This is a genomic window from Cedecea neteri (assembly GCF_000758305.1).
Classification (GTDB): Bacteria; Pseudomonadota; Gammaproteobacteria; order Enterobacterales; family Enterobacteriaceae; genus Cedecea; species Cedecea neteri_C.
In genome coordinates, this window is the sequence record NZ_CP009458.1 from 1,580,717 (window position 1) to 1,601,473 (window position 20,757).

Annotated in this window: 14 protein-coding genes and 3 tRNA genes; 7 read left to right on the forward strand and 10 right to left on the reverse strand. The window is 54.1% G+C overall.

The features are described from left to right. The first annotated feature begins 117 nt into the window (after positions 1 to 117). Positions 118 to 1,215, forward strand: a complete 1,098-nt coding sequence (locus tag LH23_RS07450) for an AAA family ATPase (protein WP_039289653.1) — start codon at positions 118 to 120, stop codon at positions 1,213 to 1,215. Between the two features lie 40 nt (positions 1,216 to 1,255). Here the strand turns inward: LH23_RS07450 and LH23_RS07455 are convergent, their stop codons facing one another. The 6 genes from LH23_RS07455 to LH23_RS07480 form a co-directional block, all read right to left on the reverse strand. Next, positions 1,256 to 2,050 carry a hypothetical protein gene (locus LH23_RS07455; protein WP_039289655.1) on the reverse strand — a complete coding sequence of 265 codons (795 nt, stop codon included), beginning with the start codon at positions 2,048 to 2,050 and terminating at the stop codon, positions 1,256 to 1,258. Positions 2,051 to 2,066: 16 nt separating this feature from the next. Further along, a complete protein-coding gene (locus LH23_RS07460; RefSeq protein WP_039289658.1) occupies positions 2,067 to 3,230 on the reverse strand; it encodes an MFS transporter in 1,164 nt (387 codons plus the stop codon). A gap of 81 nt (positions 3,231 to 3,311) precedes the next feature. Continuing rightward, positions 3,312 to 4,103, reverse strand: coding sequence for a hypothetical protein (locus tag LH23_RS07465; protein ID WP_039289660.1), 792 nt, complete (start codon positions 4,101 to 4,103; stop codon positions 3,312 to 3,314). A gap of 3 nt (positions 4,104 to 4,106) precedes the next feature. Then, entirely contained in the window at positions 4,107 to 5,555 is a 1,449-nt protein-coding gene (locus LH23_RS07470; protein ID WP_039289665.1) for a radical SAM protein, read from the reverse strand. Next, entirely contained in the window at positions 5,555 to 8,221 is a 2,667-nt protein-coding gene (locus tag LH23_RS24260) for a glycosyltransferase (protein ID WP_039289668.1), read from the reverse strand. Before LH23_RS24260 ends, LH23_RS07470 begins: the two co-directional genes overlap by 1 nt. A 1,146-nt stretch (positions 8,222 to 9,367) precedes the next feature. Beyond that, positions 9,368 to 10,069 (reverse strand): pirin family protein, encoded by a 702-nt coding sequence (locus tag LH23_RS07480; protein ID WP_039289671.1) that lies wholly within the window; start codon positions 10,067 to 10,069, stop codon positions 9,368 to 9,370. A gap of 105 nt (positions 10,070 to 10,174) precedes the next feature. Here LH23_RS07480 and LH23_RS07485 point away from each other — a divergent pair, with 105 nt between their 5' ends. Beyond that, positions 10,175 to 11,065: a LysR family transcriptional regulator gene (locus tag LH23_RS07485; protein ID WP_008453630.1), complete on the forward strand. Its 891-nt coding sequence runs from the start codon at positions 10,175 to 10,177 to the stop codon at positions 11,063 to 11,065. Positions 11,066 to 11,111: 46 nt separating this feature from the next. Here the strand turns inward: LH23_RS07485 and mscM are convergent, their stop codons facing one another. From mscM to rsgA, 3 genes are all read right to left on the reverse strand, one after another. After that, entirely contained in the window at positions 11,112 to 14,450 is a 3,339-nt protein-coding gene (gene mscM / locus LH23_RS07490) for a miniconductance mechanosensitive channel MscM (protein WP_039289674.1), read from the reverse strand. A gap of 145 nt (positions 14,451 to 14,595) precedes the next feature. Continuing rightward, positions 14,596 to 15,555, reverse strand: a complete 960-nt coding sequence (gene asd, locus LH23_RS07495; RefSeq protein WP_039289679.1) for an archaetidylserine decarboxylase — start codon at positions 15,553 to 15,555, stop codon at positions 14,596 to 14,598. Between the two features lie 77 nt (positions 15,556 to 15,632). Beyond that, a complete protein-coding gene (gene rsgA / locus LH23_RS07500) occupies positions 15,633 to 16,688 on the reverse strand; it encodes a small ribosomal subunit biogenesis GTPase RsgA (RefSeq protein ID WP_039289681.1) in 1,056 nt (351 codons plus the stop codon). A gap of 113 nt (positions 16,689 to 16,801) precedes the next feature. On the opposite strand from rsgA, the gene orn reads away from it, so the two are divergent. From orn to LH23_RS07520, 4 genes are all read left to right on the forward strand, one after another. Then, on the forward strand, positions 16,802 to 17,347 hold the full coding sequence (orn, locus tag LH23_RS07505; protein ID WP_039289684.1) for an oligoribonuclease: 546 nt from the start codon (positions 16,802 to 16,804) through the stop codon (positions 17,345 to 17,347). A gap of 185 nt (positions 17,348 to 17,532) precedes the next feature. After that, positions 17,533 to 17,608, forward strand: a tRNA-Gly gene (locus LH23_RS07510). Positions 17,609 to 17,645: 37 nt separating this feature from the next. After that, positions 17,646 to 17,721 (forward strand) — tRNA-Gly (locus LH23_RS07515). A gap of 36 nt (positions 17,722 to 17,757) precedes the next feature. After that, positions 17,758 to 17,833: transfer RNA gene (locus tag LH23_RS07520), tRNA-Gly, on the forward strand. Positions 17,834 to 18,105: 272 nt separating this feature from the next. Here LH23_RS07520 and queG read toward each other — a convergent pair. Further along, positions 18,106 to 19,245: a tRNA epoxyqueuosine(34) reductase QueG gene (queG, locus tag LH23_RS07525; protein WP_039289688.1), complete on the reverse strand. Its 1,140-nt coding sequence runs from the start codon at positions 19,243 to 19,245 to the stop codon at positions 18,106 to 18,108. On the opposite strand from queG, the gene nnr reads away from it, so the two are divergent. After that, positions 19,244 to 20,755, forward strand: a complete 1,512-nt coding sequence (gene nnr / locus LH23_RS07530; RefSeq protein WP_039289691.1) for a bifunctional ADP-dependent NAD(P)H-hydrate dehydratase/NAD(P)H-hydrate epimerase — start codon at positions 19,244 to 19,246, stop codon at positions 20,753 to 20,755. The two genes, queG and nnr, sit on opposite strands and share 2 nt — an antisense overlap. Positions 20,756 to 20,757: the final 2 nt, after the last annotated feature.

Genomic DNA, 20,757 nt, shown 5'->3' on the forward strand with positions numbered 1-20,757 from the left:
TGCTGTGCTTTTACATTGCGGTTGCGGTGGGATCGCTTTGAGCCTCTGGCGGCAAACAAGTGCGCTTTGGCGGGTATTTGTCATAATGCTCCTCAAGTTTCACTGTGGCGAAAAATGATGATCAAATCCCTGTACATCGACAACTACCGTTCTGTGCGTAAGCTTTCCATTGATTTGGGCAGGTTGAATGTGGTGTTTGGGCCAAACGGGTGCGGTAAGTCTAATATTTATAAGGCGATCCATCTGATCCACGGCGCGGGGAGTGGGCAACTGTCTCATTGGCTTTCTGATGAAGGCGGGATCCAGAAAGCAATGTGGGCGGGCGATCGTGCCCGCGGCTACGCCAGCGCGCCGCGCAGGCTGACGCTGGCAGTCGAAACCGACACGTTTGAATATGAACTGCAGGTGGGCTTCCCTGAACCGCTGCCGTACCCGACGATGTTTGGCCTCGATCCTATCGTCAAAGAAGAGCAAATCTGGCTCAGCGGCTACCGGCGTCGCCCTTCATCGTCGGTCATGCAGCGCCGCAACCAGACGGTCTTTCTTAATAACGTCAACGGCGAAAAGGTCACTCACGCCGCCACGCTGTACGAAAATGAATCCCTCTTTGGCCAGCTTGGCGAGCCGCATTTGTACCCGGAAGTCTCCAGCGCCAGGGAGACGCTGCGTAACTGGCGCTTCTACCACGAGTTCGATATTTCCAAAGGCGCTGGCCTGAGGCTGCCGCAGGTGGGCTATCGCTCTCCGGTGCTGTCCGGCGATGGCTTAAACCTGGCCGCCGCATTTCAGACCATCGTCGAAATTGGCGACAGCGAGCTGATGTTTACCGTGCTGGAGCAGGCTTTCCCGGAATGTACGTTTTTCTGTGATAACAGCGGCGGGCGCTTTCAGATGATGATGAACCGGCAGGGGATTAATCGCCCGCTGGAGTCCGCGGAGTTTTCAGACGGCACGCTGCGCTTTCTCTGCCTGACGGTGGCGCTGCTCAGCCCGAGGCCGCCGCAATTTATCGCGCTTAATGAGCCTGAGAATAGCCTGCATCCGCAAATGCTCCCGGCGCTTGCCCGCCTGATTGCCGAGGCAAGCCGTTACACGCAAATTTGGCTCACCAGCCACTCGCCTGAACTGGCAACCCTTATTGAAAAACATACGGCGTTTACGCTGTACGAGTTAGGCATTGAGAAAGGGGAAACCACGATGACTCAGCTGGCCTGACGTCGTTTCCCTTCCCCGTAAGGAGAAGGGAAACGTAAGGTTACAGGCTACCGGCGATGGTGATGTAGTCGGTATAAAGTTGCGGGGCACCAGAGAACGAAGCCAGTTCGCGCCATTCGTCGTACATTCTTTCGCTTTCCTGATGATCCTTCACAAACTGCAGCGATTTCTCCGTGGAGACGTCCAGTTCCGGGTGGAATGAGTTCAGCGAGGCCAGGCTTTCTATCTCGAGCATCACCAGATATTGCTCGATGCGGTTGCCGCCGGTGCCTTTCAACATATGGAATTTCCAGCCTGGGTAGTCGTCAATACGGTGAACGTTGTCGCGGATAAATGCATCGAAAGTCTGCGGGGAAACACCTGAACGCAGCGCCAGATTGTGTAACCCGACGACACGTTTAATCGGTTCCTGCCCGTCGCGTAGCTGGTAGTTTGGCCCTTCTGCCAAAGAGCTATGTTCGTTTTCAGCGAGCTGCTGATAGGTGGAGAAAATTGTTGGCAGCTCGCCAAACGTCGCGAAGGTTTTCCAGGTGTTGATAAGCTCAATGCCCGCAGGATGATCGCGCCAAAAAGCACGAGCCTGCTCCGTTTGTTCCCCCTGGCTATCGATATAGCGCGCGTAGCTGTCGGCATTTTCTGCTTCGTACAACATCAGGTATTGGTTCTGACGCTCTCCGCGCAGGCCTTTCAGCAAGGTCCAGCGCCAGCCCGGATAGGCGGGGATATGCACGCCTTTGGCTTGCACAAAGGCTTCGAACGTCTCTTCGGTGACGCCCTTTTTCAGGTTAAGGCCCACATAGTGAAGACTGAATACTGCCGGTGATGACTGACTCATACAAACTCCTGTTTCGTTAACGCTGGCGAGAAATAAATGGCGAACCTGAAGCCACAAACAAAAGCAGCAACAGGGCACCGCTGAAGGTCAAACTGAGCCCAATGTGATGGGCGATAAAGCCAATCAACGCAGGCCCTGCGAGCAGGCCGCTGTAGCCAAAAAGCGTGACGGCAGGGATGGAGAAATCTGCTGAAACTCCCGGCTGGTTACCGGCAGAGGTAAAGAGAATGGGAATAATGTTGGCGAGCCCGGCTCCAACCAGGATAAACCCCGGCAGGGTGCCCCACTGGGTAAAGACGAGCAGGACAATCCCGGTGCCAGCAATGGCGCAGCCGAGGAGCAGCACGAGCTTGCCGCCCAGGGCGCTGACCAGGCGATCGCCGCTGAGCCGCCCAAGCGTGACGGTAATGGAATATAAGGTGTAGCCGAAGCCCGCTAGCGAAGCACTCATACCGCGCTCCGAGGTCATAAATACTGCCGACCAGTCCAGCATGGCGCCTTCAAGCATAAAGACGAAAAAGCAAAGAACCGCGATGACCAGCACGGGCGGATGGCTCAGCACTTGTAACGTCTCGCCTTTGCCGCTCGTGGCTTTATTCTGTTTAGGCAAAATGTTGCGGGAAGAAGCGAAGAGCAGCAAAGCCAGAAAAATGGCAATAGCGGACACGGCAAGCAGCGGAGTCGCCCCCAGCCACAGAAAGAAGCTGACGCTACCCGCACCGGCAATGCTGCCGATGCTGTAAAAGCCGTGAAAGCCGGACATTTTTGCCTGCTCACTTTCCTGTTCGACTACCACTGCGTGGGCGTTCATGGCAACGTCGAGCAGACCGTTGAAGGTGCCGAAGAGCAGCAAAGCCAGCGCCATGGCTTCGCGCTGGTCAAACAGCATCAGCAGCGGTAAATCCGCGGCAAGCCCCAGCACGCTGAGGATCATCAGGCGGCGGCCACCAAATTTTGTGATCAGGCGGCCGGTAAACGGCATGACGAGCATTGAGCCTGCGGCGATGCAAAAGAGCAGTAGCCCTAAAGCGCCGTCGTTAATATCGAGCCTCGCTTTGGCGAAAGGAATTAACGGGGCCCAGGACGACATGGCTAAACCGGCCATAAAAAATATGGCACGTGTGGCGTGCTGTTCCCGCGACTGTACGTCCGCCAGGGTTGGGGTTGAGTTAATCGTCATAGTAATTTCGTGACTCAGTGTGTGGATTCACTCGCGTGAATGCGTTGTGCCCGGTCCTTCGGGCACGCGCGGCGGTAAGCGTTAATTGAGGCTTTCTGCTACCGAGAGGTAATCTGTATAGATTTGCGGTGACCCGGAAAACGAGGCGAGTTTTTTCCATTCCTCGTACATTTGTTTGGTATCGCGGTGCGCTTTGGCGAATTTGGCCGCTTCGTCGGTGGCGATATCCGGCTCGGGGTAAAAGACATCCAGCGCCTTCAGGCTGGCGATTTCCATCAGCACCACATACTGATCGAGCCTGTTACCCCGCTCCCCTTTCAACAGCCGGAATTTCCAGTCAGGGTAATCTTCAATCCGGTGATGGTTACCCTCGATAAAACTTTCAAACTGTTCGGCACTGACGTTGGGGCGCAACGCCAGGTTGTGAATACCAATCACCCGAGCAACCGGGGGCTGCTGCTGATAGCGGGGACCCGGCTGGACGGTGCTTTTCTTATTTTCCGCCAGCAGGCGATAATCGGTGAACAGGGTTGGCAGTTCGCTGAACGTGCCGTAGCTACGCCATTCTGCCAGCAGCGCTTCGGCTTCAGGATGCTGCCGCCAGAACTCACGAGCCTGTCCGGTCTGGTTGCCGTCTGCGGCCATATAGCGATCCCGCATTGCCGCATTTTCGATTTCAAACAGCATCAAATATTGCCCGGCACGTTCGCCGCGCAGCCCGCGAAGCAGCGTCCAGCGCCAGCCTGGATAGCAGGGAATATGCACGCCTTTGTTTTGCACAAAGGTTTCAAATGCCTGCTGGGTAATGCCTGCTTCGGTGTCGATAGCGATGTAAAACAGACTGAAAACCGGCGTAGTTGAAGAGTGGCTCATGGGTTACTCCTGCTCTGCGTCGGCTGAGATAAATTGGGTGTTAATGATGGCTTCAACCAGCGTGACGCCAATGGGCGTCAGCGTGACCACGCCTTGCTCAATCACCACCAGTTCTTTTGCCTGCAGTTTTTCCAGCGTCGGCTTGATGATGCGGTTTTCAAAAAAACTGTTGCCGTTGAAGCGGGTTGCGAACACGGCGTCGTCCACCGGAATCAGCGTGGAGAGGGCCATTTTGAAGGCGTTAACTTCGCGCTGTTCCGGTGAAATACCGTGGCTTTCTTCGATAGGCAGACGGCCTTCGTCGAGGTACTGCTTATATTGCTTATAGCCGGTGATGTTGATGGCTTCGGCGCGGGTGCATTTCGAACTACCACCCAGGCCAATGGCGACCTCAGGATATTGCTTGTCCAGATCGGTGATCAGCCCTTTCCACTTTTCAGCTTCCAGGTGGTTCTGGTGGAAATACATCGTGGGGTGTTCGCGATAGCCCTCGGTGAGGTATTTCTCGACCAGTTCACGCATTTGGTATTGCTTGCCCAGCCCCGGGAACGTCATGTTGTTCATGTTGATCAGCCCTTTTTTCTGCCACAGGCTTTCACGTTCGCCGGATACGCCGGTGCGCGTTTTCATGAACTCTTCCATGTGCAGCTTGGTGCAGACGACGTGGGAGAGATCCAGCTCCAGGGTGCGCTCCATGTCGTACTTCACGTCATCCACGGTTTGGCCCAGCATGCCGTAGATAAGATCGACGCTGACCCACTCGATGCCCTGTTCCCGCGCGCTGCGGATGGTTTCTTCACACTCGTCGGCGGTGTGCTGGCGGCCACAGGCGGCAATAATGGCGTCGTTGAAGGATTGGGTGCCGAAGCTGATTTTGCTGAAACCCAGCTCTTTCAGAATGCCGATGTATTCGCGGTTTAATGTCCCGGGTTCGCCTTCAAAGCGGAGCGTTGCCGCCGAGAAATTAAAGTGCGTGTAATAGAAGTCCATCAGCCGGCGCAGTTCCGGTTCCGGGAGCAGGGAAGGCGTGCCGCCAAAGATGTTGAATTCGCCAATTTCCGCTTTTGACAGACTCGGCACTTTTTCCAGCCACATCTTCGCTTCTTTAATGTTGTAGTCCACCAGGTCCCGGAAGACGCCTTCCGCCGAAGGTGATTTCGGGTTGAGGATCACCGTTGGATACTGACAGAAGTGGCAGCGGTAACGGCAGGTGGGAATATAGGCCCACAGATGGATCTGTTTCGCAGCCCGGATGTCGTGCTCCATATCGGCAAAAAACGACTCCAGCGGGTAGTGCTCAATGTCACCGGGAAAAACATGGCAGCCAAAAGGATCTTTATGGACGTAGTCCAGAAAAGCCTCGTTCTCCGGTTGGGAGAGGAAGCCGTAAACTGCCGGAACCGGATAGGCCGGATCGAGATCTTTTAAGGACGCGAGAGCTTCGGTATTCATCAGAAAACACCTCCGTTGGCAAAGTAGTTGTGGGCTTCACCGGACTCGCGATCTTCACAGAAGTACCAGACAAAGCGTTCGAAATCTTTTTCCGCGACGCTGTCAAAGCAGGCCGGAAGCGGTGGCGCAAAACCAATATCCTCCCCGACGGCGTTACGCAGCGCGGTGAATATCTCGTGGCGGAACTCGAAATAGAGCCGGTAGGCCGGCGTTTTGTAGCTATGGATCGGCTTGAAGTCGATGATGCTCATCTCACGCTTTATCGCGTGAATGCGCTGGTAAAGCCGCTCAGCAACCTGCGGCGAGAAAAAGGCTCGTACCCGCTCGTTCTCCAGCAAGATGTGCGGATTCAGCAGGGCCGGAAGAACGATGTTTTTCGGGATGTAGTCTTTGATGGAGTATTCCCAGCCCTGCCTGGCCTGCTCCTCGGTGAGGTCAATCAGCGTGTTTTTTTGGATTGAGACATCCGGGCGCACGTCTTTCATGATGATGATGCCGTCGCTGCCGTAGGCGATGCCGTTGATCACATCGTCAATAATGGTGTCCACGCGGCGGCTGTTGATCTCCACAAAGGATTCTTTGGCGTAAACCGGCTTGCCGCCCCAGGCGATGATCTTGATGCCGAAATCCCAATCGTCCGAAAGGTGTTCCACGAAGCGGCCTTTTTCCAACTGGTAGAAGATCTCGATGCCGCCAATTTTTTCGTACAGGCTGCGCTCCACGGCGAAGCCTTTGCCATCCGGGAAGCCACCGAACAATGAGAACGACACGTCGCGGCAGCGCAGGGTTTTTTGAATTTCACGGAAGAGGTTAGGGCGCTGCTGGAAAGCCTCACGGTCGTAGTAGTAATTGCAGGTCCCAAGATCGCCGTCGTCGGCAATCATTTTTTCTATCAGAGTATGCAGCCAGTAAGGATCCACGGTGCAGTCGGCATCGGCGGAGACAATATAGTGTTTATTGCTTTTGCCCAGCCTGGCATCACGCGCTCTTGAGCGCAGGGCGGCGTAATCCATACCGCATTTACGGGCCGAAGATACGCCCTGAATCTTCTCCTGGATAATGTGCACATCCATCGCCGGATGTGTTTCTTTGAAGCGGTTTATCTTTGCCACGGAATCATCGCGGGAGTTGTTATCCACGATGATCACTTCATAAGCGTCATGGGTTACCAATCGGCCATGCGTTTGTTGGCCAAATAATGAGGCTAAAACTTCATCAATTCGGTCGCTTTCATTGTAAACAGGCAGCACTACCGAGACGAAAATGTTATCGCGCATATCTACTCCTGGGGCGGTGATATTCAGAATGTCCATCACGTTGTTAGAAAGGATGTTTTTGCCGATGGCGAAGTTCTTTGCGGCTATACGATCCATTTCAGGTTTATTGGTCAGCAGCAAAAAGACTTCGTTGATAAAGGCTTCGTCAGGCAGGCCGTCCTGCCCGTCCGAGATAGGCATCACCGGGGCTTCAAAGCCGTGCTGGCCGTAGACTTCCGGGTAGTATTCGTAGCGGGTAGTGATGTAGCAGCGCTGGCTGCTGATCGCCTCACCAATGGGATTGCCGTAGCTGTCGTAGTCCCACGAGGTCAGGAACGACACCAGGTCGCAGGAATGGTAGAGATCCTCGATGGTGATTTTTCCCAGACTCATGGGCATGAAGTTATGGTGTAGCGGGCCAAGAAACTTCACATAAGGGGCAATGTCCAGTTCCTGTGCCAGCTGTTCCAGCTCGCCAGTATGCGTGGCGTGCTCACGGGTATCACCGGCGATCAAAAGCCAGACGGTTTTATCAATATTGTGCTTTCTGAACAGGTGGTTAAGGCGTTGTACCAGCAGTACGTCACGGTCCAGGCGCTTCTGCGGAATGATGCGCGTCGTTCGGGCAATGACTATGTCATCGGCGGAAATATCCAGGGATGACCGGATGTTTTTCAGCGCCTGTTGCCCGGTAAAGCTGTAGGTATTTTTCACTACGTGAATATCGACTTCCCGCTGGCACCAGTGTTCCAGCTTTTCTTTGAGATCGTTATTCAGCGTAACGTAGCTAATAAAAGGGGATTTGACAGGTTTAATGGCATGGTTATACGGCGGTAAACCATACTTCATGATATTTTTCTCGCTGTTCCACATGAGGTCGTGATCCCGCCAGATAACAAAATTTCCTAACTGGTGACGGTGGCCGTATTGTTCGATAGCGAGATAAAGTGCGCGGGTGTAAATAATATTCTCTGGCAGTGTGCCGTTTTCGACAATCACAGTGCAAATTCGTAGTTGTTCCCATTGAAGTAAAATTCTTTCGGCCAGGCTTTGGGCGGAATATTCAACGGCACGGATTATTTCTTCTTTTTCTTCAAATGAAACAGAAAGCCTTTCACTGATAAGTACGGCGTGTGCTTTTTCAATAAACGCTGGGGAGTAATGGGGGACAGATGTAATCCCACTGATGCGCGTTAAGGTAAATGCATCGCGATAAATTTCGGGTTCATGATCGTAAGGCTTATTAAAGTTGCCTTTGTCAACTTTAATGTCATACCCAAGATCGAGATAAGAATTGATGCCTTTTTGTTTAAGGCTTTGCGAGACTTTTAATGCTTCTACCGTAATACCCGAGACGGCAACAGCATCAAAAGAGATAAACATGGCATATCTTTGACCATAAACGTCCATGGCGACTACCCCTTTTAAGCGAAACTGCTACGCTTATTTGTTGTAAGCAATTGATACATCCCGAATGACTGCGTTTTCGATAACGCCCGAAGCCATTCAGAACCGGCAAATTCAGAAAACATCGCCAGCAGCCGTGTCGGCGCTGACTTTCAAGTGCTGTATGTATCAAAGTGCCTGCAAGAATAAGCTTGCGGGATAGCTAAACGCTGTGGCGTTTATCAGTGTTATATTTTATTTATTTTTAGGCCGAGAGCGTTCGCCGGTTTTCTTAATTTTTCCGGTTCGCTTTGTCTGGCATTTTTCTGATTTTGTAATTGTCAGTTTTTTGATTTTTTTAGTGTTATTGGATTCCGAAAAAAGTTGTTCAAAAGACCACGCAATCTTAAACATCTCTATTTTTTACCGTAAAGCGGGAACGTTCCAGTTGGTGAGCGTTATCACACATTCTGTTTTTGTTTTTAAAGCTGAATTTTTAATAACTAGATGAGCGTTAATATCCATTTTAGGCCTTTGAAATAATGAACTACGTAAACGTGTAGATACTGATTTTAAAAAATGACAAAAATTGGGAATGTTCCCAATGTGGTGCGAATTTGCTGCTTCTGTGTCTACTGTTCCGACTGTCACAAGGCTGACATCTGCGAAATATAAAAGGAAATTTACCGCTTTACCCTAATAAAAGAGCGCTCTCAGATATAGCGAACCCTTAACTTTGGTATGGGAAGAGCAAAATTCCCATACGGTATTCGTAACTCATTATAAATATTAGGTTATTATTTAAATCATGATAAATAGTAAGTGTTAGATGAAACGCAACCGCTAAATATTTACTTACCATATGGGGCTTTTACAGAATTGGAATCGATAGTCTACGCGCGCGCTGGTTACAAGGTTGAATAATAATTTATCGAAATATTTGAATGAGTTAACGGTTGCATCGATCATGCTGGTGAGGATTAACCAAAGTAATAAAGCACCAAAACCAATGAGAATATATCGGGGATGTTATTCGTAGGCGTGACAATATTTCGCCGCATGCGGCTTGTGTCCTGGATGAGACGGTTTTCTACAGAATGAATGTTGTGGAGAAATACCCAGGGATCGAGGGATGCTGCCCCTTTCAGGACGAAAGAGGCAGGCGGTAGGTTAGACCGGCAGGTCGATCAGCAGGCCGCGCAGCGGCGTATCGGCGACCAGGGTGATATTGGCTTCATCGCGAATAAACGCGCCATCGCCGCAGGTCAGTGCTTCCTTCTCTTCTGATGGCGTCACCGCATGCACCGTGCCGTGAATCGACTGCAGATAAGCTCGTGGGCCGTGAAGCTGGAAGCTTAGCTGCTCGCCTTTTTCCATCTCAATGTGGTGGATCCACACTTGTTGACGCAGCTGCAGGCTGTGATTGCTGCCGTCCGGCGAGGCAATCAGCTGATGTGATGCTCCCGCTAACTGGATCTTTTGCACCAGCGGATTTTCGCGATCCGGGCAGGCATCCAGCCACAGCTGCATGCGCGTCAGCGATTTCTCTTTGCTGAGGTTGTGCTCGCTATAGCTGATCCCCGGCTGGGTGGAAAGCAGCAGGACTTCACCGGCGCTGGCCTGGATATGGTTGCCTTCGCTGTCGCGGTATTCCGCTTCCCCTTCCAGAATCAGGTTGAGGATGTCTACTTTCGGGTAGCCGCGCGGTTGAAACGAGGCTCCAGGGGCCAGTACTTCCTGGTTGAGCACGCGCAGAGAGGCGTAGCCCAACAGTTTAGGGTCGAAGTAGTGTCCAAAAGAAAAGGTGTAGCGAGCCTGCAGCCATCCGTAGTCAGCTTTACCACACTGTTTGGCTGTTCTTGTCGTAATCATAATTCTTGACCTCTCTTTACACTAAACCCATGTTAAGGGTCTGGACGCTGCATTGTTAGCCAGTTAATCTGCTCGGTATGTTCAAATTTCCTGAATGAGAACGAAATGGCGAAAGAAAGGGCGTTGACGCTGGAAGCGTTAAGGGTCATGGATGCGATCGACAGACGCGGAAGCTTTGCCGCTGCGGCCGACGAGCTGGGACGTGTACCGTCCGCGCTCAGCTACACCATGCAAAAACTGGAAGAAGAGTTGGATGTGGTGCTGTTTGACCGCTCGGGGCATCGCACCAAATTTACCAACGTGGGACGTATGCTGCTGGAGCGAGGGCGCGTGCTGCTCGAGGCGGCGGATAAGTTAACCACCGACGCGGAAGCGCTGGCGCGGGGCTGGGAAGCAAACCTGACTATCGTCACCGAAGCGCTGGTGCCGACGGAAAAACTGTTCCCGCTGGTGGATAAGCTGGCCGATAAAGCCGACACCCAATTATCTATTTTCACCGAAGTGCTGGCCGGGGCCTGGGAGCGCCTGGAACAGGGCAGGGCGGATATCGTTATCGCGCCAGATATGCACTTCCGCAGTTCCTCGGAGATTAACTCCCGCAAGCTTTACAAAGTGATGAGCGTTTACGTTGCCGCACCGGATCACCCGATTCATCAGGAGCCGGAGCCGCTTTCTGAAGTGACCCGCGTGAAGTATCGTGGCGTGGCCGTGGCGGATACCGCCCGTGAAAGGCCGGTGTTAACGGTGCGCCTGTTGGACAAACAGCCGCGCCTGACGGTGAGCTCTATCGAAGAGAAGCGGCTGGCGCTGTTGGCCGGGCTTGGCGTGGCCACAATGCCGTATCCGCTGGTTGAGCAGGATATCGCCGAAGGCCGCCTGCGGGTAGTGAGCCCGGAATATACCAACGAGATTGATATCATCATGGCGTGGCGGCGCGACAGCATGGGCGAGGCCAAAGCCTGGTGCCTGCGCGAGCTGCCTAAACTGCTGAAATAAAAAAACGCGTTGGTTTTTGCCAACGCGTTTTTTCCCTTCCTTAAAATTACAGGCTGCCGGGCGTTCTGGCGGCTCTGCCCGCGGATTTAATCGTCTTACTGCTACGCTGCCCGCCGAGGCTCTCCAGACGCATCTGGAACGGTGGGAACGGCATTTCGATGTTGTGCTCGCGGAAGCCCTGCAGAATCAACTGGTGGATTTCGTGGCGCAGCGGCATGCGGTGGCCCATTTCCGCCGCGTGAATACGCAGCTCGAACACCTGGATACCTTGCTGGAGATCAACCAGGAAGGCTTCCGGCGCTGGCGTATCGAGCACCAGCGTGCAGCGGTGCGCGGCTTCCAGCAGGACCTGGGTGACCTCTTCTGTATTCGCTTCTGACGGGGCCGGAATGGTGAGCACCACGCGCGTGACCGAGTCCGAAAGCGACCAGTTGATGAACTGTTCGGTAATAAAGGCCTGATTCGGCACGATGATTTCTTTGCGGTCCCAGTCGCTGATGGTTGTCGCGCGGGTGTTGATTCGCGTGATGGTGCCCGTCAGATCGCGGATGGTGACCGTGTCGCCGATGCGTATCGGCTTCTCGAACAGAATAATCAGGCCGGAGACGAAGTTGGCAAAGATTTGCTGTAAACCGAAGCCTAAGCCTACGCTGAGTGCCGCTACCAGCCACTGCAGTTTAGACCACTCAATCCCCACCATCGAGAAGCCAACCAGTCCGCCAATCAGCAGCAGCAGGTACTTCGTGATGGTCGTGATCGCATAGCCGGTGCCGGGAGTTAAGTTCAGGTGCTGGAGAATAGCCAGCTCCAGCAGTGCGGGCAGGTTACGCACCAGTTGGGTGGTAATAATCAGCACCAGAATGGCAATCAGTACCGCGCCAAGCGTAATCGGCTCGATGCTTTCCACACCCTGAACCGTGGAGGTGACATCCCACAAGGTGATGTTACCGAGGAAGCCAAACGCCGAGTGGATTTCCGACCACAGAACGATCACCGACAGCAGGGCGATCAGCGTCAGAATCGAGCGAACCAGACGCAGGGACTGGGCGCTGATGGTATCCAGATCGACTTCCGGTTCGTCCACGGTTTCGGCCGATCCTTCAGTGCTGTTGGCATGCGCAGTTTCTTCTTCGCCACGCGCTCGCTGGGCAAGGATTTCAGCCCGACGGTGTTTGGCACGGTCAAAGGCCAGTCGGCGGCGCTGAATCAGCATCCAGCGGCGAATAATGTGGTAAATCACCAGCAGCAGGAACCAGATAGCCACGGAGGTTTCCAGGCGCGCCAGTAGCGCCTGAGCCGTCGCCAGGTAGCCAACGATAGCCGCCAGAATGGCCATCAGCGGGGCGCAAAGCAGCAGGTTCCAAAGGATGGTGTTGACGATGTTGTCGCCATCGCCCTGCTTGTCGAGATAGAGCGGCAGTCCGGCGCGTTTCAGGCTGAGGGTGACGATGGCCAGCGCGCCGCAAATCATGATGAAGCAAAGTCTACCCAACGAGGCTGAAAATTCCCGGTCGTTGAGATTATCGAACATAATCAGCGCCATGATCAGCGGCACAATCAGGCCGATGCTCATGATGTAGTAGCGCATGGCCCGGCCTACACGCTCGCGCGGCCAGCCGAAATGCACCACAAACAGCCCGGTAGGGCGCGCGAAGGTCGCACAGATCATCACCCCCCAAAGCAGGGGAACCGTCGCGGTAACGCCGTCGCCAATCGCCACTGCGATAGGGTAAGGCCATGCCTCCTGCAAACCATAGCCGAGCGTCGCCCACAGCACGGGGAGCGGAGAGGCGACCAGAATCGACCAGAACACGGTGCGCAGCGTCAGGCGGAAGTGATCCTGGGTCACTTTACCTACTTTGGCGCTGGAGCGTTCGAGGAAGGCCGTGAAGTGGCGGCGAGAGCTAATGCTAAACCCAACCAGAATCAATGCGCCAAAGAGCGGCAGCAGGGTCTCTTTGCTGGTCACCATCATGATCGCAGCCTTACCCAGCTGGCTAAAGGTATCCAGCGACACCAGACGCCGCAGATCCTGGACGATTTCCAGTGGCCAACTGATGCCTATTGGGCTGACGTCCGACGTCCAGAACAGGTAGCGGTGGGTCGCTTCGTTCACCTCTTTCAGGGCATCTTCCAGCTGGCTGTTGGCGACTTTCAGCTTGGTGAGTTCAAGGATCAGGGTATCACCACCCTGCAGCAGTGAATTCAGTAGCTCACGCTGGGTGCGAAGCTGGGCCTGCAGGATCTTATTTTGTTCCGACGTTAACGGGCTGCCGTCTGCCTGGCGAACCTGCCGCAGTTGAGCATGCTTATTGAGCAAATCTTCATAGTGCAGTCGCTCTACGCGCAGCTGAGCCAGCTCGGTATCCAACTGCTGCGGTTTGGGCATGTCCGGCAGGCGGGCGACCTGGGCACGTAGCGCTTCACCCAGTACGTTGGAAACGCCGAGCCACTGAGACTGCTCGCGTAGCGTATTCAGCGCCTGGCGGACCTCCAGCGTCTGGTTATTGGCCTGACGCTGCTGCGAGGCGACCAGATCCATACGCTGAGCTTGCTGATTAAGGGCCTGGGAGAGTTCGCGGTTATTTTTGAACTGCTCGACGATTTCCGGCGGCAGGTTAGCGCTGGTTTCCGCCAGCAGTTCGGTACTTTCCAGCGCCTGTTCCGCCTCACGCTGGCGCTGGCTATTGAGCTGATTTCTCAACGCCTGGAGATAGGCATCCAACTGGGTGCTTTGCTTTTGCGCCAGTTCGGCGCGCATGCGCGAAAGCTCCTGGCGGTTGTTAGCGGAAAGCTGAGCCAGTTCGAGTTCATCAACCTGCGCTTTCAGGCGTGCTGATTCAGCCTGCAGCAGGAAGTGCTGGGCTTGGGCAAGCGGGGTACTGCCGCTTTGCTGGGCACCGGCGCGGCGCTCGATATCGTTCAACTGGCGGCGTGCATCCGTTTGCTGCTGAGGGAGCTGGCTTAACGAATCGCTGATGTCCCGGGTTCTTTCCTGTTCCTGCTGAGCAAGGCGGCTTTTGTCCAGAAGCTGGCTGCTGACCTGCAGGATTTCCTGGTTCAACGCATCGCTGCTCATGCCCGGGGAAACCTCCTCGGGTTCATCACGCAGGTTGGTCAGTTGTTTACGCAGGGTTTGCGACAGTTTAGGGAAATTATCAATGACTTGTTGGTATTGTTCGGCGCGTTCGAGCGAGGCTTTACGCTCGTCCAGCGCATTCAGCGCCGACTGGAGTGCTTCTACAATTTCCGCCTGGTTAGGCGTGTTTTTGGCGGCCTTAGCCTGCTCCAGTTCCTGCGAGATTTGTTTTGCGTCGGGAGCTGTCGCTGCGTATGCCCCCAGGCTGAGGCACCAGGCCATCAGGAAAGTGATAATCAGGCGCACGTCAGTTACCTATAACGTTGCTGGGAAAGAGGGAAAACTATGTTTCCCTCCTGGATGTTTTAGCAGAAAATCAATGGGTTGATTTTCGTGGTTAAGTGCTGTGAGCTTTCAGGCTTCGGGGTGACCCGTCGCCTGATTTTAGACGTTATTCTGCGGTTTTTGGCGCTTCGGATTCGTCTGCTTTGGTGTCCAGTACCTCGGCAGGGATTTCGCTCACCGGCACTTCAGGCTCAATGACAGGTTCGCTTGAGACAGCCAGCACTTCGCCGATTTTGGTGGCCGACAGGTTTTTCAGCTGTTCTGCCAGGTTTACTTTGCCTGGCGCAAACAGGTTAATTACTGTCGAGCCCAGCTTGAAGCGGCCCATTTCCTGGCCCTTCAGCAGCGCAACGGCACCTTCACTTTCGCCTGCAGGCCATGTCCAGCGTTTAATCACACCTTCACGCGGTGGCGTAATGGTGCCCGCCCAGACGGTTTCGATGCTGCCAACAATGGTAGCACCAACCAGAATCTGCGCCATTGGGCCAAATTCGGTGTCGAACAGGCAGATCACGCGCTCGTTACGGGCAAACAGGTTCGGGACGTTTTGCGCCGTCAGGTGGTTGACGGAGAAAAGGTCACCCGGAACATAGATCATTTCACGCAGAATGCCGTTACATGGCATGTGCACGCGGTGGTAGTCGCGAGGTGAAAGGTAAGTTGTGGCGAAGCTGCCGTTACGGAACAGGTCGGCCATCAGGTAGTTACCTGCCAGCAGCGCTTCCAGACTGTAGTTATGGCCTTTTGCCTGCAGGATTTTATCTTCTTCGATGCGGCCCAGCTGGCTTATCACGCCGTCAGCAGGCATCACCAGCACGTTAGGGTCGGTATTTACCGGGCGCACGTCATCACGCAGCGGACGCACAAAAAAGTCATTGAAGGTGCGGTAAGCGGCGGTGTCCGGCTTTTGCGCTTCATTCATGTCGACTTTGTAGTATTTGACGAACAGATCGATGACCAGTTTGGTCAGCCAGCCAGCACGTTTGCTTGCGCCCCAGCCCGCCAGGCGAGTCAGCCACAGTTTTGGCAGAATGTACTGCAGCGAAAGTTTAATGTTGTCTAACAAAATAGCCTCCTGGCTAAATGCCCTGCATGTGGGCCGATACAGAAAAGGGGCGATTCTAGCGACGCCCAGCTTAATTGTCAGTTGTCAGTATCAGAAAAGCTTTTACGCGTTTTTACCTGCGCCATGCTTTCCAGAATACGGTGGTAGTTTTCGAAACGTGTTTCAGCGATCTGGCCTTGTTCCACGGCTTCACGCAGGGCGCAGCCTGGATCGTTGTCATGGCGGCAATCGCGGTATTTACAACGGCCTAAATAATCATGGAATTCGACAAACCCGTGGGTGATTTGTTCAGGCTCGAGGTGCCAGAGACCAAACTCACGCACGCCGGGGGAGTCAATGACATCGCCGCCGCCAGGGAAGTGATAAAGTCGGGAAGCCGTGGTGGTGTGCTGACCAAGCCCGGAGACGTCGGAAACGTCATTCACCAGAATTTGCTTGTCGGTGAAGCCTAACAGGTGGTTCAGCAGGCTTGATTTGCCTACGCCGGACTGGCCCGCAAAGATACTGATGCGGTCTACTAGCTCGGCTTCGAGCTCTTTAAGCCCTTCTGCTTTGTAGCTGGAAACCATCAGCACGCGATAGCCAATTTTGCGGTAGATATCCATCTGTTCGTTAACGAAGGCCCGGCCTTCATCGTCCAGCAGATCGGTTTTGTTGAGCACCAGCAGTGGCTCAACGTCGAGGGTTTCGCAGGCGACAAGATAGCGGTCAATAATGTTCAGTGACAGCTCCGGCAGGATGGCCGAAACGATAATGATTTGGTCGATGTTTGCCGCAATCGGTTTTACGCCGTCGTAAAAGTCTGGGCGGGTCAGAACGGAGGTGCGCTCATGCACGGCCTCGACAATCCCTTTTTTCGAGATGCCTTCGGCGGCCTCTTTCGCTAAGCGCCAGACTACCTTGTCGCCGGTAACCAGCGAACGAATGGTGCGACGAATGTTGCAGCGGTGTACCGTGCCTTCATGCGACTCGACGTCCGCATGCTGGCCAAAGCGGCTGATGACCGTGCCTTCGCGCGGTTCACCAAACTGGGCATCGTCATAATCGGCTTTCTCCACGGTTTTTGTCAGACGACGCTGGTGGTTCGCGTTGACGCGGCGCTGCTGCCCTTTGGAGAGTTTATTTTTGCTCAAGCGTACTGGCTCCTGGTCGCCCCTGGTGGGCAAAACCTCTATGATACACACTATTTTATACGAATTAACCCATCGTCAAGGGTGGGCGACGCACAAGAAGGGTGGAAAATAGCATGAGTGGAAACGAAAACAATCTGATTTGGATTGATTTAGAAATGACCGGTCTGGATCCCGAGCGGGATCGCATTATTGAGATTGCTACCCTGGTGACCGATGCCAACCTGAACATTCTGGCAGAAGGGCCAACCATCGCGGTACATCAGTCCGATGAACAGCTGGGGCTAATGGATGACTGGAACGTTCGTACCCATACTGCAAGCGGGCTGGTTGAGCGCGTGAAGGCAAGTACGCATGACGATCGCGCGGCTGAGCTGGCGACGCTGGAGTTCCTGAAGCAGTGGGTGCCGGCGAATACTTCTCCGATTTGCGGGAACAGCATTGGGCAGGATCGCCGCTTTTTGTTTAAGTATATGCCCGAGCTGGAGGCCTACTTCCATTATCGTTACCTCGACGTGAGCACGTTGAAAGAGCTGGCGCGCCGCTGGAAACCGGAAATTCTGCCTGGCTTCAAAAAGCAGGGGACTCACCAGGCAATGGACGATATTCGCGAGTCCGTAGCGGAGCTGGCTTACTATCGCGAGAATTTTATTAAGCTTTAAAAACAGTCCCCTTACCGAAAGGTGAGGGGAAAATAACCAATTTCGACGATAAAATAATCATCATGGCGATTTAACCAGCAGTCAGACGAAAAACGTGAAAAAAAACGTTTGAGGGCTTGCGACAAAAACGAATTCTCGTATAATGCGCCTCCCGTACCGATGCAGAATTTGCAGCGTTACACAGAGCGGGAATAGCTCAGTTGGTAGAGCACGACCTTGCCAAGGTCGGGGTCGCGAGTTCGAGTCTCGTTTCCCGCTCCAAAATTTGATTTGGCTTTTACAGCCATGCACCACCCAAGCGGGAATAGCTCAGTTGGTAGAGCACGACCTTGCCAAGGTCGGGGTCGCGAGTTCGAGTCTCGTTTCCCGCTCCAAAATTTGATTGGCTTTTACAGCCACGCACCACCCAAGCGGGAATAGCTCAGTTGGTAGAGCACGACCTTGCCAAGGTCGGGGTCGCGAGTTCGAGTCTCGTTTCCCGCTCCAAATTTTCCTTTCAAGAACAAATTATCCACAGCGCTTAACAGGCGTTGCCGGTGGCTTTTTGCTGTCTTGCAATACAACTATGAACAGACTTATCCACAGCCTTCTCCCTTTCCACACGCCTTCTACAAATGTAATATTTATTACATCAATATTTTAACTTATTGATAATTAATAAGTTAATTTAGTGTCGAAATATTAATGTAATGCTTGCAGAAATTTTGACACTTGAATGACAACGTGTTTTTGAATGTTATGCACACGCTGTGGACATATCATGCGTCGCGCGGAAGCCCTTTCTCAATCACCCTCACCAGGCGCTGTTTCTTCGGTAACTGAACCTCAACGGCCTGCTCGCTTCGTCTGGCTAATTGTTGCGCAATCGCCCATTCAATGTGTTCATCCAGAAGTGGGTGCTCACCTTGTCTCTGTTCAAGCGCGGCCAGATTCGCTTCATCCCAGGGGGCGTTGCCCAGCGCAACGGCGATATTACGCAGCCAGCGAAGGTGGCCGATACGGCGGATCGCTGAGCCTTCGGTCACGCGCAGGAAATGCTGTTCACTCCAGGCAAACAGCTCAGTCAACGGCGGCGAATGGAGCGCCTTACGTGGGCTGAAGTCATCTTCTTCGCTAAGCTGCGAGTAGCGGTTCCATGGGCAGATGAGCTGGCAGTCATCGCAGCCGTAGATACGATTGCCGATAAGCGGCCTGAATTCTTCCGGGATTGCGCCTTCAAGTTCTATGGTCAGATAGGATATACAGCGTCTGGCGTCCACCGTGTAGGGCTCGACGATGGCATTGGTCGGGCAAATGGTCATGCAGGCTACGCAGCGGCCGCAGCCCTCCTCAACAGGGGAGTCAATTGGCAGCGGAATATCGACCAGCAGTTCGCCAAGAAAGAAGAACGAACCTGCCTCGCGATTAAGGATTAGTGAGTGCTTACCTGTCCAGCCCAGCCCGGCTTTTTCGGCCAGCGGGCGCTCAAGAAGCGGCGCGGAGTCAACAAAAGGTCTAAAATTCAGCGTGGAGCAGTGGGACTGAATCATTTCTCCCAGCTTTTTTAAGCGGTTACGCAAGACTTTATGGTAGTCACGGCCCAGCGCGTAGCGGCTGACGTAGCCCAACTGTGGGTTTTTCAGCGTTGAGGCAAAGGCGGCATTGGTGGGAAGGTAGTTCATGCGAACGCTAATGACCCTGAGCGTACCGGGCACCAGCTCGTGTGGGCGCGCGCGCATCATGCCGTGCCGGGCCATCCAGTCCATTTCACCGTGATATTGCTTGTCGAGCCATTCCTGCAGCTGCGGCTCGCTGGCGGTGAGATCGGTATCGGTTATACCGACCTGCTGGAAGCCAAGATCTTTGCCCCATTGTTTAATGTTTTGCGCTAACTGATTGTAATCGAGGGGCTGTGACATGACGGACCATAACCTGGAAAAGTACGGCAAAAGTATACCACATTCGGTCTGGCCAGCAGACTGGCTGCGTAACGCTGAAAAAGACGCAGCCGATAGCCTGGGCATCACGCTGTATGAGCTGATGCTGCGCGCCGGTCAGGCGGCATTTCAGATTGCCTGCACGCGTTATCCTGACGCTCGACATTGGCTGATTGTCTGCGGGCATGGGAATAACGGCGGGGACGGGTATGTCGTTGCCCGGCTGGCGCAGGCGGCGGGTTTTCAGACAACGGTGCTGGCTGTAGAAAGTGAAAAGCCTTTACCCGAAGAAGCCGGTCAGGCGCGTGAAGCGTGGCTTAATGCAGGCGGCGTTCCGCACGATCCCGATAAATTCTGGCCTGCTGATGTTGATTTAATTATCGATGCCTTGCTGGGCATTGGTTTAAACAGCGCGCCGCGCGAAGGCATTGCCCGGTTGATTGAGCAGATGAACGTTCACCCTGCGCCGGTTATCGCGTTGGATATCCCTTCTGGCCTGATGGCAGAAACGGGCGCTGTGCCCGGCACGGTGGTTCAGGCGGCGGATACGGTGACGTTTATCGCACTCAAGCCTGGTTTACTCACAGGGAAGGCGCGGGATGTGGTTGGCAGGCTGCACTTTGCCGCTCTGGGGCTTGAACCCTGGCTCGAAGGGCAGGCCGCACCCATTTCCCGGTTTGATGTTCAGCAGCTTGCCGGGTGGATTAAACCGAGGCGGCCGACGTCGCATAAAGGGGATAACGGGCGGCTGGTACTGATTGGTGGCGACAGCGGCACTGCCGGAGCCATTCGTCTGGCCGGTGAAGCTGCATTGAGAGCGGGGGCTGGTCTTGTTCGGGTACTTACTCGTGCTGAAAACGTTGCGCCACTGCTTACCGCTTGCCCCGAGCTAATGGTTCATGAGCTGACGCCGCAATCGCTTGATGATGCTCTGGAGTGGGCCGATGTGGTGGCCATTGGGCCAGGGCTCGGGCAGCAGGAGTGGGGTAAAAAAGCGCTGCAGAAAGTCGAAAACAGCCGTAAACCGATGCTTTGGGACGCGGACGCGCTTAACCTTCTGGCAATCAACCCGGATAAACGTCAGAATCGCGTGATTACGCCTCATCCCGGCGAAGCGGCAAGGCTGCTTAATTGCGCTGTGTCACAAATTGAGAGTGACCGCTTACTTGCAGTAAGGCGGTTGGTTAAACGTTATGGCGGAACCGTGGTCTTAAAAGGTGCCGGCACGCTGGTTGCCAGCCACGATCGGCTGGGCGTTATCGACGTTGGCAACGCCGGGATGGGAAGCGGTGGAATGGGGGATGTGCTGTCGGGGATCATTGCCGCATTGCTGGCACAGAAGCTTAACCCTTATGATGCTGCCTGTGCAGGTTGCGTAGCTCACGGCGCGGCGGCTGATGTATTAGCCCGCCAGCGAGGCATGCGCGGTATGCTGGCAAGCGACCTGCTTTCAACGCTTTACCTGTTTGTTAACCCGGATTTGAATACCTGAAG